The sequence below is a fragment of the uncultured Pelagibacterium sp. genome, assembly GCF_963972885.1.
GTDB lineage: Bacteria > Pseudomonadota > Alphaproteobacteria > Rhizobiales > Devosiaceae > Pelagibacterium > Pelagibacterium nitratireducens.
Genome location: NZ_CAXAXY010000077.1, coordinates 1 through 13,288, shown reverse-complemented (window position 1 = coordinate 13,288; position 13,288 = coordinate 1). Strand labels below are relative to the sequence as shown.

11 protein-coding genes and 1 riboswitch are annotated in these 13,288 nt (G+C 61.9%); of the genes, 4 read left to right on the top strand and 7 right to left on the bottom strand.

From position 1 onward, the window contains the following. The coding region (locus AACZ55_RS12170) for a hypothetical protein (RefSeq protein WP_339646418.1) at positions 1 to 692 on the bottom strand (692 nt) is incomplete at its 3' end. A gap of 79 nt (positions 693 to 771) precedes the next feature. Then, complete coding sequence (locus AACZ55_RS12165) at positions 772 to 1,449, bottom strand: thiamine diphosphokinase (protein ID WP_339646415.1); 678 nt, start codon at positions 1,447 to 1,449, stop codon at positions 772 to 774. A gap of 26 nt (positions 1,450 to 1,475) precedes the next feature. Then, a riboswitch (TPP riboswitch) is annotated at positions 1,476 to 1,574 on the top strand. A 96-nt stretch (positions 1,575 to 1,670) separates the two neighbouring features. Between AACZ55_RS12165 and thiB the strand changes: the two genes are divergently transcribed. From thiB to AACZ55_RS12150, 3 genes are read left to right on the top strand one after another with little or no spacing between them, the layout of a single operon-like run. Then, the gene (gene thiB, locus AACZ55_RS12160) at positions 1,671 to 2,690 is read left to right on the top strand and encodes a thiamine ABC transporter substrate binding subunit (RefSeq protein ID WP_338609476.1); all 1,020 of its coding nucleotides are present in this window, start codon (positions 1,671 to 1,673) and stop codon (positions 2,688 to 2,690) included. Positions 2,691 to 2,694: 4 nt separating this feature from the next. Continuing rightward, on the top strand, positions 2,695 to 4,293 hold the full coding sequence (locus tag AACZ55_RS12155; RefSeq protein ID WP_339646412.1) for a hypothetical protein: 1,599 nt from the start codon (positions 2,695 to 2,697) through the stop codon (positions 4,291 to 4,293). Continuing rightward, complete coding sequence (locus AACZ55_RS12150; RefSeq protein ID WP_339646411.1) at positions 4,280 to 4,912, top strand: ATP-binding cassette domain-containing protein; 633 nt, start codon at positions 4,280 to 4,282, stop codon at positions 4,910 to 4,912. Before AACZ55_RS12155 ends, AACZ55_RS12150 begins: the two co-directional genes overlap by 14 nt. Positions 4,913 to 4,919: 7 nt before the next feature. Here the strand turns inward: AACZ55_RS12150 and AACZ55_RS12145 are convergent, their stop codons facing one another. Then, complete coding sequence (locus AACZ55_RS12145) at positions 4,920 to 7,094, bottom strand: hypothetical protein (protein WP_339646410.1); 2,175 nt, start codon at positions 7,092 to 7,094, stop codon at positions 4,920 to 4,922. Between the two features lie 58 nt (positions 7,095 to 7,152). Then, a complete protein-coding gene (locus tag AACZ55_RS12140; protein ID WP_338609471.1) occupies positions 7,153 to 8,442 on the bottom strand; it encodes an adenylosuccinate synthase in 1,290 nt (429 codons plus the stop codon). 129 nt (positions 8,443 to 8,571) lie between these two features. On the opposite strand from AACZ55_RS12140, the gene AACZ55_RS12135 reads away from it, so the two are divergent. Beyond that, on the top strand, positions 8,572 to 9,546 hold the full coding sequence (locus AACZ55_RS12135; protein ID WP_338609470.1) for a DMT family transporter: 975 nt from the start codon (positions 8,572 to 8,574) through the stop codon (positions 9,544 to 9,546). A 63-nt stretch (positions 9,547 to 9,609) separates the two neighbouring features. Here AACZ55_RS12135 and serA read toward each other — a convergent pair whose 3' ends face one another. The 3 genes from serA to AACZ55_RS12120 all read right to left on the bottom strand — a co-directional run bounded on the left by serA (position 9,610) and on the right by AACZ55_RS12120 (position 12,949). Further along, positions 9,610 to 11,199 carry a phosphoglycerate dehydrogenase gene (gene serA, locus AACZ55_RS12130; RefSeq protein ID WP_338609469.1) on the bottom strand — a complete coding sequence of 530 codons (1,590 nt, stop codon included), beginning with the start codon at positions 11,197 to 11,199 and terminating at the stop codon, positions 9,610 to 9,612. Positions 11,200 to 11,283: 84 nt separating this feature from the next. Continuing rightward, a complete protein-coding gene (gene alaE / locus AACZ55_RS12125) occupies positions 11,284 to 11,733 on the bottom strand; it encodes an L-alanine exporter AlaE (protein ID WP_339646407.1) in 450 nt (149 codons plus the stop codon). 25 nt (positions 11,734 to 11,758) lie between these two features. After that, on the bottom strand, positions 11,759 to 12,949 hold the full coding sequence (locus AACZ55_RS12120) for a phosphoserine transaminase (RefSeq protein WP_339646404.1): 1,191 nt from the start codon (positions 12,947 to 12,949) through the stop codon (positions 11,759 to 11,761). Between the last annotated feature and the right edge of the window lie 339 nt (positions 12,950 to 13,288).

Sequence of the window (13,288 nt, the reverse complement as noted above, 5' to 3'; positions counted from 1 at the left end):
CCACCGCCGTGATGGCCGCCCCCGCCGGGGTGGGGGCCGCCGCCATTACCGCCGCCATTGCCAGCGCCGCCGTTGCCGCCGTTACCGCCATTCCCCTCGCCACCGTTGCCAGTACCGCCATTACCACCGTTACCAGTGCCGCCGTTACCGCCGTTGCCAGTGCCGCCGTTACCACCATTCCCGCTGCCACCATTGCCGGCGCCACCGCCATTGCCCGTGTTATCGTCATCGCGGTTGCGGTTACGATCATAATTGCGTTCATCATCGTCTTCATCGGCGTTCGATGAGCCAATCGCTGCAACAGGGATCTGATCGATACACATGGCAGCAGCGATCTCGAGAAGCTGCAGTTGAGCTCCAGCATCGACATCCATCGCAATTGCAAGTGTTACGACCGCATCAGCCGCCTCGATGCAGATCGGCTGTGGCACAACCGCACCGTTGCCGGCTTGCGCAATCGAAAGTGCAAGTTGGACAATGTCGGCATCCCGAGCGGCGCCGGGAGCGCGTGAATCGAGAAACGACTGAACAACAAGATCGCACTGCCCGATCTCGGTTTCCAATGAGACGGGACAGAGACTCGCAGCTCCGGCAACCGTCAAAACCTGCTGCGCCTGAACCGGAAAAATGCTACTCAACAGCGCGCCGGCGGCAAGTGCCGTGCTGGCGACATACGCAAACTTCTTAGTCATGATGGATCGATCCCACAAGGTTAACTGAACGTTAACTTGCGAAACTACTTGCGGAGACCTGAGCGCAACGTGACTTTTCTCAAATAAACGACTTTAAATTATCGCGCTCCAATATGAGCAGCCACGGGTCGTCCCCGGCGCTGTCCACCTCGATGCAGACCTCCCGCGCCTCCGCACGGTTTGAAGTGCCGATCGTTTTCCCCTGAACCAGTTCCAGACCATCGAGCCCATAGCGCAACCCCAACGAACGGGCAAAGCGGGTCCGTCCGAGCGGATAGACCGAAACGCGCGCGCCGACATCGATCTCAAACCGGATCGAACCGGAAACGCCCAGCGCCAGGTCGTATCCGTCTATCAAGATGATCCGCCGCTCGGCCGCATGACGCGCAACCGCATGCAGCGCCGCCAGCGTGTGATCGAACCGCCCGCCGGTCATTCCCAGCGCCAGCGTCACCGGCGCGCGCGTCGAATAGAGACATTTCTCGAAATCGGTGGTGTCCTGTTCGGACAATGCCAGGATCCTGGTTTCAGCCGGAAACCGTGTCCGGTCGGAAACCGAGTCCATGTCCCCGATCACGGCATCGGGCACCAGCCCCGCCGCCATCAATATGTCCCCGCCCCTGTCGGCGCCCACCAGCCCCGCGGCCTGTTTGGCCAGCGCGGCCAGCATACCGGGGTCGACCTCACCTCCGCCAACGATCAGCAAAGGACCTTCGAACACCATCGGCGTCCCGTTTTCCCCCGCGCCGTCTTGCACTGGACCTTGCACGCCTATAGTGTCGCCTCGTCTCGCTGGGGTGTCCGTCCGAAAGGATGGGCTGAGAAAAACCCATAGAACCTGAACCAGGTCATGCTGGCGGAGGAAGTTCGAGATGGCAAGAGCCACAATTGGCTCTTCCATTTGAAATCTTTCCCCTAATCCATGGCCGCAAACTTGGCTCGGCGCCAGCAAAACCATTGGTTTTGCACGCCCCAACAATGAGGAAACTCATGATCGCTTCCGTAAGGACGAGCCTGTGCGCGGTTGTGCTCGGAGCGCTCGCGCTCCCGGCAATCGCCCAGGACAATCCAACGCTCACCGTTTACACCTACGACGCCTTTGCCGCCGATTGGGGCCCCGGCCCTGCGCTCAAGCAAGGCTTTGAGGCCCAGTGTGAGTGCACACTCGATTTCGTTTCGGCCAATGATTCAATCTCGGCCCTGCGCCGCGCCCAGCTTGAGGGCGATGCGACTGATGCCGACATCATTTTAGGGCTCGATACCGCCACCATCGGAGAAGGCAAGGCGACCGGCCTGTTCACCGAGCACCAGCTCGACCTTCCCGATTTCGACATCCCGCTCGAATGGACCGACGATGTCTTTGTCCCCTTCGACTACGGCTATTTCGCCTTTGTCTACGACAGCCAGTCCCTCTCGACACCGCCCACAAGCTTTGAGGAACTGATCGCGTTGCCCGACGATTTCAAGATCGTCATTCAGGATCCCCGCTCGTCCACCCCCGGGCTTGGCCTGATCCTTTGGATCAAGGCGCTTTATGGCGAGGGGGCCGTCGATATCTGGGAGGGCCTCGCGCCGCACGTTCTTACGGTCACCAGCGGCTGGTCGGAATCCTACGACCTGTTCCTCTCGGGAGAAGCCGATATGGTGCTCTCCTACACCACCTCGCCCGCCTATCACCTCATTGCCGAGGATGAAGACCGCTATCGCGCCGCCAGGTTCGACGCGGGCCATTACACCCAGATCGAAGTCGCCGGCATCCTGGCCTCCAGCCCCAATCAGGAGCTGGCCCGCGACTTCCTCGCCTATCTCGTTACCCCCGAGGGGCAGGCTCCGTTGCCCGAAACCAACTGGATGTATCCAGTGCTCGAACCCCAAGGCGGGCTCAATCCCGGCTTTGCCGAAATGATCGATCCCCAACCCGCGCTTCTGCTCGACGCCGAGGAGGTCACCGCCAACACCCGGGCGTGGATCGAGGAAGCCTTTTCGACGCTGAGGTAAAAAATTGGCCGGGATTCCCTCCACCTGGCGTCCCGGCCGTCGTTACGTCGGCGCATCGGTTGCCGCCACCGTCGCCTTGCTCATCGCTGCCCTGCTGATCGCCCTTTGGGTGGCCGGGCAGCGCTTTGCGACCACCGGCTCCAGCGTCACCGACATCGGCTATCTGCTGGCAACCTCGGCCACTCAGGCCGCCCTTTCAACGGTTCTGTCGATCCTGACCGGCATGGCGCTGGCCTGGACACTCGACCGACTGCGCTTTGCCGGCAGGAGCATCGTCATCGGCCTGCTCTCGACGGCGCTGGTCATGCCCTCCCTCGTCATCGTTTCGGGCCTGCTCGCCATCTGGGGCCGCAATGGCTGGGTCAATGTCCTGCTCGCCCCGCTGGGGCTGGAAACCGGCTCTTCGATCTTCGGGCTCGGCGGCATCATTGCGGCCCACGTCGTTCTCAATGGCGCCTTTTCCGCCCGCATCTTCATCGACAGGCTGGCCGCCATCCCCTCCGAAAAGCTCAAGCTCGGCCGCAGCCTGGGGTTGGGCCCGCTCCAGCGCTTCACTATAATCGATTTGCCCGCCCTCGCCGCCTCGATCCCCGGTGTGGCCGCCACCATCTTTCTTTTGTGCTTCACAAGCTTTCCCATCGTCCTCACCCTGGGGGGCGGGCCGGCCAACCAGACCCTCGAAGTGGCGATCTATCAGGCCGTGCGTCTCGATTTCGATCTCGGCGCCGCCGTCAGCCTCGCCATCGTGCAACTGGTCGTCTGCGCAGCCATCATCATCCCCGCCTCGACCCTCTCGCCTGCCGCCAGCCTGTTCGGCGCCCAAGCCCATATCCACTGGCCCGAACGCCGCTGGCTCGCCGCTGCGCAGCGGGTCGTGCTCGCCATCCTTCTTGCCGGCTTTCTTGCCCCCCTGATCGCGGTTCTCGCCGAAGGCTTCGGCGCCATCGCAAATGTTCTGGTCCAGTCCACTTTCTGGCGGGCCGCTCTGACCAGTCTGGTGATCGGCACGCTCAGCGCGCTGCTCGCCATTGCCCTGGGTCTTGCCCTTGGCATGGCCCGCGCCTTGCAGGCCAGAGGTTCGCTCTGGCGCGCCGTGCTCGGCTTTCCGGTCTTTGCCTACCTCGCCGTCCCCGCTGTTGTGCTCTCGCTGGGCTTTTTCCTGCTCGCCCGGCTCACCGGCCTTGCCCCCGCCGCCGTCGCCCCGATTGTCTTGATCCTGGCCAACGCGCTTTTGGCTCTGCCCTTCGTTTTTGCCACCATCGCCCCGCCGCTCGAAGCGCTCACCCGGCGTCACCATCGCGTCATCCGCGCGCTCGGCATCTCGTCTTTCAGGCAATGGAGTCGCATCGAATGGCCCCTGCTCGGCCAGCCCGTCGGCTACGCCCTGGCCATCGCGTTTGTCTTTTCGCTGGGCGATCTGGGCGTCATATCGCTGTTCGGAACGTCCGAATTTTCCACCCTTCCCTGGCTGATGTATCGTGCCCTGGGCGCCTATCGCACCAATGACGCCGAGGCCATCGCAGCGGTACTGCTGATTGTCAGCGTTGCCGCCTTCATCCTCATCCCCAAACTGTTCGAGAAGCTGACAAATGCTCGAAATTGACCGGCTGACCTTCAGCTATGACGGCGGCGACACCGGCTTTGCCTTCGACATGCGTATCGGACCCGGCGAGATCGCCGGTCTGGTCGGCCCTTCGGGCGCAGGCAAATCGACCCTGTTCGACCTGATCGCCGGCTTTCTCGAACCGATCTCGGGCGATATTGCGCTATCCGGCCGCTCGATATTGGGCCAGCCGCCCGAAGACCGGCCTGTTTCGATCCTGTTTCAATCGGACAATCTGTTCGACCACCTCTCCACCGGCGCCAACGTTGCGCTGGGCCTGGGCAGCGCCGCCAGGGCGACAGACGAAAGGGTGACCGAAGCCCTCGCCCAGATGGGCCTTTCGGCCATGATCGGTCGTCGTGCCGCGCAACTTTCGGGCGGCCAGAAGCAACGCGTCGCGCTGGCCCGCACCCTTTTGCGCAACCGGCCCGTCCTGCTGCTCGATGAACCCTTTACCGGCCTGGACAACCAAACGGCCGCCCCCATCCGCGACCTTGTCCGGCATATGGTGCGCGCCAACCATTGGCACGCCATCGTGGTTTCCCATCAGTCCCAAGACATAGAAACCATGGCCGACAGCACATACCGGATCGAAAACGGCCGCACGAAATTGATCTGAAGCGGTTCTACCCGCCCGCCGCCTCGGCTGGAGTGTCCTCCTCGACCGCCGGTTCGGCGTCGGTCCCCGACGCGGCATCGAGCGCGGACCACGCCTCTAGAACATCGTCAAAGATCGCATCACCATCTTCGCCCTTTTCGAGGGTCAGAATAGCGCGGCGGCCGGTACCATAGACCATGGCCAGATCGATCCATTCGCGGTTCTCGAGCAGGTTGAGGTTGTTTTCGACGTCGAGGTCGCTGGCGCTCGAGAGCGCGAACAGAAACGAGTTGCCCACGATGCGCGCCGATGCCCCTGTCAGCGGCTGGCCCTGCACCAATTCCTCGTTCTTGAGCAGAACGCCCGGCAGATTGGCAATCGATCCGCCCACAAAGCTGTCGGAAACCGTGAAATTGACTTCCATGAGGTGGCTGGCTGGCAGGTTGTCGTCCGCATTGCGGCGCAACAACACTTCAACATCCAGATTGCGTGCCGGAATCGAGGCCTCGGCGACGATGGTTGGGTGTCCCAACTCGTCGGTCCCGCGCGACCATTCAACGCCGCCCGTATAAGGCACTGCGCCCGCCGCCCCGCCGGCCTGCTCCTCGAGCAGCAATGACTGTGGCCCTTCGGTGGCCGCTATTGCGGCACCGGGCTCGTCCTCACCATCACCGTCCGCACTCGGGGGCGTTTCAGCTTCCGCCGGCAGTCGGTCCTCGAAAGTGACCTCGGGTTCCGTCGGTGCTGTCGAGGGCGTTTCGGTCTCGGTGAAGGGAAGCTCCTCGCCCGGCATGGGTGAACCGTCCACTTCGCCATCCGTGCTCGGCACATCCGGCGTGGTATTGACAGCGGCCGGCGTTTCGCCCGGAGCCGGCTCTTGCGGCACGTCCGCATCGGCGACTTCGGTCGTCTCGGGCGCATCGTTCTGGGCAAAGATGGCATTGAGGTCGACAAACCCTTCCCGCCAGGCCCAATACCCCGCCAGGCCGCCACCACCAAGAAGCAGGACGGAAATCAGAAGGAAGATCGTAAAGGCGCCAAAGCCGCCCCGCCGCTCGGGATTGTCCTCGTCGCCGGTTTCGTTGTGAGCTTCGGCCGCGGCGCCGCCCTCCGCCTCATCGGCACCGGTTGCTTCGCCGCGCGCTTCGCGGTCGAGCGCTGCAATCGCCCGGTCGATGGCGACCTGCGCATCGGAAACTTCCGGACGTGCCAGAATACCGGGCTCGAGTTCAACCTCACGAACGCTCGACATCGCCGGCTCCGGCTCGGCGACCGCCTCCTGCGTCCCACTCAGCGGACGTCCGTGCAGATCGACCAGCGGTGCACCGCTCCGGGGCTGGGCGTCAGCCTCCGAAACTATGAAATGCTTTTCCTCGGCTTCCGAAGCGGCATGGTCCTCCGGTTCGGCCACCGGCACAAACGGGACGATCCGCTCATCGTCTTCGGGCTCGGTCGTCGACGGCTCGGTATCTTCGGGTTCACCCGCGGCCCGTTCCGCAGAAGCGATGATGTCCTCGATCGAACCAGGCCGGAACGATTCAGTTTCGGGCTCGGGCTCGGGCTGGTCAACCGTTTCGACGGTCTCGTTCTCGACGGATGAAGAACCGTCCTCGTCCGGCGAAAACATCGGAGCAGGCTCGGCCGAAAACTGATCCTCGTCCGCGGGCCCCTCCTCCGCATCGCCTTCGGGCCACTCGGGCTCCGCCGCAGCCACTTCGGGCTCGTCCACCCCGGGTTCGACGGTTTCGACTTCAGTCATCTCGGGCTCGGCGACAAAATCGTCGGCCGGAGGTGAAACAAAGCCGTCGCTTTCGATATCGGCGGGCTCGATTTCAGGCTCTGGCTCTGGCTCAGCTTCGTCCACGGCCACAGCGTCGTCGCGGTCATCGAACGCCGCGACCGGCTCACCGGTCACATCCTCGACTTCGGAGAAATCCTCGGACTGATCTTCGGGCTCGGTTTCCTCGACAGCACGGAACCGTCCCAGAAGACGCTCGGTCGCTTCGTGCTCGACCTCACGAATGCAATCTTCGAGGTTGAGCCGGTGGGTTGTGATCTCGCGAGCAGGCAAGGGCGGATCGATGGCGCGCAATTGCGCTACAAGTGCACTGCGCGCCTTTTCGTAAACCGCCCGGCGATTTGCCCCGGTATTGTCGGGCAGGGCATCGATCGCCTTGCGCAAGAGTTCACGATAGTCGGCCATATCTACTCAACATCACTTGTTGCCGGCATTAGTCAAAGTTGTTTTTAAACAAGAAAATTCAATCTTGAAACGGGTCCTGGACCAAAATCGTGTCTTCGCGTTCAGGGCTTGTGGAGAGCATGGCCACACTCGCGCCGATCAGTTCTTCGATGCGCCGCACATATTTGATCGCCTGAGCGGGCAATTCGGCCCAACTGCGGGCGCCTGCGGTCGTTTCTTTCCAGCCATCAAGCGTTTCATAAATTGGCTTGACTCGACTTTGTGCCCCCATTGAGGCGGGCAGATAATCTATTTTCTGCCCGTCGAGCTCATACCCCACGCAGACCTGAATTTCGTCCAGCCCATCGAGCACGTCGAGCTTGGTCAGCGCGATGCCGTGAATGCCCGAAGTGCGCACTGTCTGGCGCACGATCACCGCGTCAAACCACCCGCAACGCCGCTTGCGTCCGGTCACAACCCCGAACTCGTGCCCCTTCTCGCCGAGGAACTGGCCGATCTCGTTGTCCTGCTCGCTGGGGAACGGACCTTCGCCAACCCGGGTCGTATAGGCCTTGGTGATCCCGAGCACATAATCGATTGCCGCCGGCCCCAGTCCCGAGCCGGGCGCCGCCTGCCCGGCCACCGTGTTCGAGGATGTGACGAACGGATAGGTGCCGTGATCATTGTCGAGCAGAGCGCCCTGCGCACCTTCGAACAGAATGCGCTCGCCGCGCTTGCGCCGCTCGTCGAGCAGCTCCCACACCCGGTCCATGAACGGCAGGATGTCGGAGGCCACCGCCATCAGTTCATCATGGATTGCCTGCGCCGAAATCTCGACAGCCCCCATGCCGCGCCGCAGCGCGTTGTGGTGGGTCAGGAGCCGCTCGATCTTGTCCATAAGCGTTTCGGGCTCGGCCAGGTCGCAAACCCGGATCGCCCGGCGGCCCACCTTGTCCTCATAGGCCGGCCCGATCCCGCGCCGTGTCGTGCCGATCTTGAGCCCGGAATTGGAATCCTCGCGCAGCGCGTCGAGTTCGCGGTGCAGCGAAAGGATCAACGGCGCGTTCTCGGCGATGCGCAAAACCTCCGGCGTCACCGAAATCCCCTGTCCGGCAATCTTTGCGACCTCGGCAACGAAATGATGCGGATCGACAACGACGCCATTGCCGATCACCGAAAACTTGCCGCGCACCAACCCTGAGGGCAGCAGCGAAAGCTTGTAGCTCACCCCGTCGATGACCAGCGTATGGCCGGCATTGTGTCCGCCCTGATAGCGCACCACAACGTCGGCACGCTCGGAAAGCCAGTCAACGATCTTGCCCTTGCCTTCGTCGCCCCATTGCGAGCCGACCACCACAACATTCGCCATTTACGCCAGTTTCCCTTTCGTGTGCGCCACGTCCCCACCTGTCGGTGGGGTCGCCCGCAGCAGAAATCTCTGTTTCACCGCAAGCCAAAACGCTGATAAGTCCGGGTTCTATAAAGTACAAGGCCCGTTATGACAAAGTCCCCTGCCTCGCTCTCTTCGCCATCCAATCCATTGACGCGGCTCATGGGCCAGCCTTACCTGCTTTTGACCCTCTCCGCGCTGTTCTGGGGCGCCAATATCATTGCGGGGAAAATGGCCATTGGCGAGCTCGACCCTTATGCGCTTTCGGTCATGCGCTGGCTTGTTGCCTTTGTCATCATCGCGCCCTTCGCCTGGACCAGCCTGCGCGCCGAATGGGCCGAAATCCGGCGCGGATGGGGCTGGCTGGCCTTTTATGGCGTTCTCGGTTTCACCAGCTTCAACGTGCTGCTCTATGCAGCGACCACCCACACCGCCGCCGTCAATGTCGCCATGATCCAGGCGGCCATCCCTGTTCTCGTCATGGTCGGCAATTTCGCGATCTTCCGCGTCCGCGCCTCCGGGCTCCACATCGTGGGCGTGGTACTCACCATCTACGGGGTCATCCACGTCGCAACCCATGGCAGCCCGCTCCGGCTGGTCGGGCTCGACGTCAATATCGGCGATGCCATGATGCTGCTTGCGGCACTGTTTTACGCGCTCCACTCGCTCATGCTGCGCTACAAGCCGAAAATCGGATGGCTCAGCTTTATTGCCTGCACAAGTTTTTTCGCCATGCTCGCCGCATGCGGCTATCAGCTCGTGTTCGGCACCGGCCCGCTCGGGCTTGTCGCGGAGGTAACCACAATGAGCTGGCGCGGCTGGACCGTCGTTCTTTACGTGGCCCTGCTGCCCTCCATCGTCGCCCAGATGACCTACGCACGCGGCGTGGAACTGATCGGCCCCAACCGGGGCAGCCTGTTCATCAACCTCATTCCCGTCTTCGGCGCCCTGCTCGCCGTCTTTATCCTCGGTGAGACCCTCGAGATCTTTCACATGATCGCCGCAGCCTTCATCATTGCGGGCATAGGCATTGCTGAATATGCCGCACGCCGCAATCTGCGCGAAATCCTCAAGCCGCAATAGAGCGCAAGCACAGTAAAAAGGGCGGCATCGCTGCCGCCCTTTTCAAAATCGCTGTGATCGATCTCAGACCCCAAACACCAGCCGCTTGGCCTGCTTGACGCCCTCGAGCCCTTCGATCTGCGTCAACTCGCCATCGGTCATCTCGCTGTCGATGGACAAAAGCGCGATCGCATCCTTGCCCTGTTCGACCCGGCCGAGGTTGAAGTTGGCGATATTGATGCCAAGCTGGCCCAAAAGCGTGCCCAGCCGCCCGATAAAGCCCGGCTTATCCTCGTTGGTGATGTAAAGCATGTGCGGGGTGACTTCCGCTTCGAGCGTAATGTTCTTGATCTCGACGATGCGCGGCGCCTTGGACCCATAGACCGTGCCAGCAACGCTGCGCTCCTGGCGCTCGGTCACCACGGTGAGCCGGATGAGGTTGTCATAGGCCCCCACCTGCTCGCGATTGACCGTTTCCACCGCAATGCCGCGATCCTTGGCCAGTGCCGGGGCCGAAACCATGTTGACCTCGCCCAGCAAGGGCTTGAGAACCCCGTTGAGCAGCGCCGCGACCATCGGCTTGGTGTTGAGCGCGGAAACATCCCCCTCGAACTCGATACGGATGCCGCTGATCGCCGTTTCGGTCAATTGCCCGGCAAACGAGCCCAACAGCTCGGCCAGCTTGACGAACGGGGTCAGCTTGGGCGCTTCTTCGGCGGAAATCGATGGGAAGTTCAGCGCATTGATGACTTCGCCTGTGTTGAGATAGGCCGAAATCTGCTCGGCCACCTGCAGCGCAACATTTTCCTGCGCCTCGGTGGTCGATGCGCCAAGATGGGGGGTGCAGATGACGTTGGCCAGGCCAAACAGCGGATTGTCCTTGGCCGGTTCTTCGAGGAACACGTCGAGCGCCGCGCCGGCAACCTTGCCCGCGTCCAGCGCATCTTTCAGCGCCGCTTCATCGATCAGCCCGCCGCGTGCGCAGTTGATGATCCGCACGCCGTCTTTCATCTTGGCAATCGCTTCAGCCGAAATGATGTTGCGCGTCGCATCGATCAGCGGCGTGTGCAGCGTGATGAAATCGGCCCGCGCCAGAAGGTCGTCCAGTTCGACCTTTTCAACGCCCAGATCGATCGCACGCTCGGGCGTGAGGAACGGATCGAATGCGATCACCTTCATTTTCAGGCCCTGAGCGCGGTCGGCAACGATCGAGCCGATATTGCCCGCCCCGATCAGGCCCAGCGTCTTGTTGGTCACTTCAACGCCCATAAAGCGGTTCTTTTCCCACTTCGATGCCCGCGTCGAGGCATCGGCCTCCGGGATCTGCCGCGCCAGCGCCAGCATCATCGAAATGGCGTGCTCTGCCGTGGTGATCGAATTGCCGAACGGGGTGTTCATGACGATCACGCCCTTGGCGGTCGCTGCGGGGATATCGACGTTGTCCACCCCGATCCCGGCGCGCCCGATGACCTTGAGATTGGTGGCATGGGCCAAAATCTTGTCGGTCACCTTGGTCGCCGAGCGAATGGCCAGACCGTCATACTGCCCGATGATTTCGGCCAGCTTTTCCTTGTCCTTGCCCACATCGGGGAGGTAATCGACCTCCACCCCGTTTGCCTTGAAAATCTCGATCGCCGCCGGGCTGATCTTGTCCGAAACCAATACCTTGGCCATATCCATAATCCTTGTTCAGCATGGGCCGCTCCGGCCCGAAAATGTGATGAAAGCCGGCCACCGCAGCGGCCGGAAAATTCTCTTTTATCCGCCCAGCGACATCGGCTTTTGCCCCGGCCCGCTCAGTCCAAAACGGGACCGCACGAATTCGAGCCATAGTCCATACGGCCGTCCCAGGATCAGCATCAGCACCGCAAATCCCAACGCTCCGGTAACGATCCCCATGCCCCTTGCCCCGCTTGCAAAGATGATGAACACGTAGATCGGCACCTGAAACGCCAGCAGCGCAATGGAATCCATGATCAGGGTTGAACCGGGCGAGCGGGGGCTGGTGATCTTTAAAAACCAGTCCCGCCAGAAGCCGTAAGGCCGAGCCGTCAATACCATCAGCGGCGCACCGATGGTGCGCGAAACCGCCACCTCGGGCCAGCTCATGCCGGCGATGAACCGCTCGTTGAGCCCGCTCACGATGGTGAAAAAGATCACCAGCGCGACCGTGTCCGCGGCAAAGCTGCGCAGTTTCTCGCTTGCCATGCCGCCCGCTCCCGTCCAGCCCGCCTTACGCCAGCGCCGCCTTTTTCTCTTCGGCAAACGCCCAGTCGAGCCACGGTGTCAGCTTTTCGAGATCTGCCGTTTGAACGGTCGAGCCGCACCAGATGCGGAATCCCGTCGGCGCGTCGCGATAGCCGCCGATATCGTAGGCGACGGCTTCCTTATCGAGCCGGGAGACAACCGCCTTGGCAAGCTTGGCCTGCGCCTCGTCGGAAAGCGCTGCAACCTCGGGATCGACGATTTTCAGGCACACCGAAGTGTTCGACCGCACCTTGGGATCAGTGGCTAGAAAATCGACCCAATCGGTCTTGGCCACCCAATCGGCAATTGCCTTCTCATTGGCATCGGCCCGCGCCTGCAGCGCCTTGAGCCCGCCAACCTTAAGACCCCATTCCATGGCGTCCACGGCGTCTTCGATGCAGATCATCGACACCGTATTGATGGTCGCGCCTTCAAAGACCTCCGCCATCAGCTTGCCGCCCTTGGTCAGCCGGAAAATCTTGGGCAGCGGACGGTTGGCCGGCGTGAAGGTTTCCAGCCGTTCCACGGCCCGCGGCGAGAGGATCAGAATGCCATGCGCGGCTTCCCCGCCCAGCGCCTTCTGCCAGGAAAAGGTCACAACATCGAGCTTGGAAAAATCGAGATTCTGCGCAAACGCCGCCGAAGTGGCATCGCAAATGGTCAGCCCCTCGCGGTCCGCTGGGATCCAGTCCCCGTCAGGGACCCGCACGCCCGAAGTCGTCCCGTTCCAGGTGAACACCACGTCGCGCGAAAAATCGACGTCGGAGAGGTCCGGCAATTCGCCATATTCGGCCTTGAGCACCCGCACATCGTCGAGCTTGAGTTGCTTTTGAACGTCGGTGACCCACCCGGCCCCAAACGATTCCCAGGTCAACATGTCGACGCCGCGTGCGCCCAGCATGCCCCACAGCGCCATTTCCACGGCGCCGGTATCGGATGCCGGCACGATGCCGATCAGATAGTCATCGGGAACTTCGAGCAGTTCGCGGGTCAGGTCGATGGCGCGCTTGATCCGTGCCTTGGCCGGCTTGGCTCGGTGGGACCGCCCCACCAACGCACCCGAAAGCGCCTCAACCGTCCACCCGGGACGCTTGGCGCAAGGACCTGACGAAAAATTGGGATTCTCCGGACGCAATGCCGGCTTCGCCACATCGGTGGCGGCAGAAATATCTGTCATGTTGCTCCATCCTTACAGATGGGCGTCCCTCGTTGGGGAGGGATGGCCCGCAGCCCGTATAGAGGAGGATGGGGGCGGTTGGCAAGGGGAATACTTGGTTAAGGCCACATCCTAATCCGAGATACGGAGGTCCTTAAAAAAGGTCGTCTGGGCCTTATCCAGCTTAAGGTCTCCTAGCTTGTGAATAGCCTTTACGCCCCACCCTACAACCTTTCCATCCTTGGGATTGGAATAGAATTTGCGCCTCAACTCATTGAGATACCGGGGCTCCACCACCCCGAGATTTGAATAGCCCCGAGTTTCGTGGACACCCTCGGGTTAGTTTTCCTGCTGTCGTTC

Bases quoted from the DNA above. Each gene is read 5' to 3' on its own strand.
- thiB (WP_338609476.1), top strand. From the start codon at position 1,671: ATGAGGAAACTCATGATCGCTTCCGTAAGGACGAGCCTGTGCGCGGTT.
- AACZ55_RS12150 (WP_339646411.1), top strand. From the start codon at position 4,280: ATGCTCGAAATTGACCGGCTGACCTTCAGCTATGACGGCGGCGACACC.
- AACZ55_RS12145 (WP_339646410.1), bottom strand. From the start codon at position 7,094: ATGGCCGACTATCGTGAACTCTTGCGCAAGGCGATCGATGCCCTGCCC.
- AACZ55_RS12140 (WP_338609471.1), bottom strand. From the start codon at position 8,442: ATGGCGAATGTTGTGGTGGTCGGCTCGCAATGGGGCGACGAAGGCAAG.
- AACZ55_RS12135 (WP_338609470.1), top strand. From the start codon at position 8,572: ATGACAAAGTCCCCTGCCTCGCTCTCTTCGCCATCCAATCCATTGACG.
- serA (WP_338609469.1), bottom strand. From the start codon at position 11,199: ATGGCCAAGGTATTGGTTTCGGACAAGATCAGCCCGGCGGCGATCGAG.
- alaE (WP_339646407.1), bottom strand. From the start codon at position 11,733: ATGGCAAGCGAGAAACTGCGCAGCTTTGCCGCGGACACGGTCGCGCTG.
- AACZ55_RS12120 (WP_339646404.1), bottom strand. From the start codon at position 12,949: ATGACAGATATTTCTGCCGCCACCGATGTGGCGAAGCCGGCATTGCGT.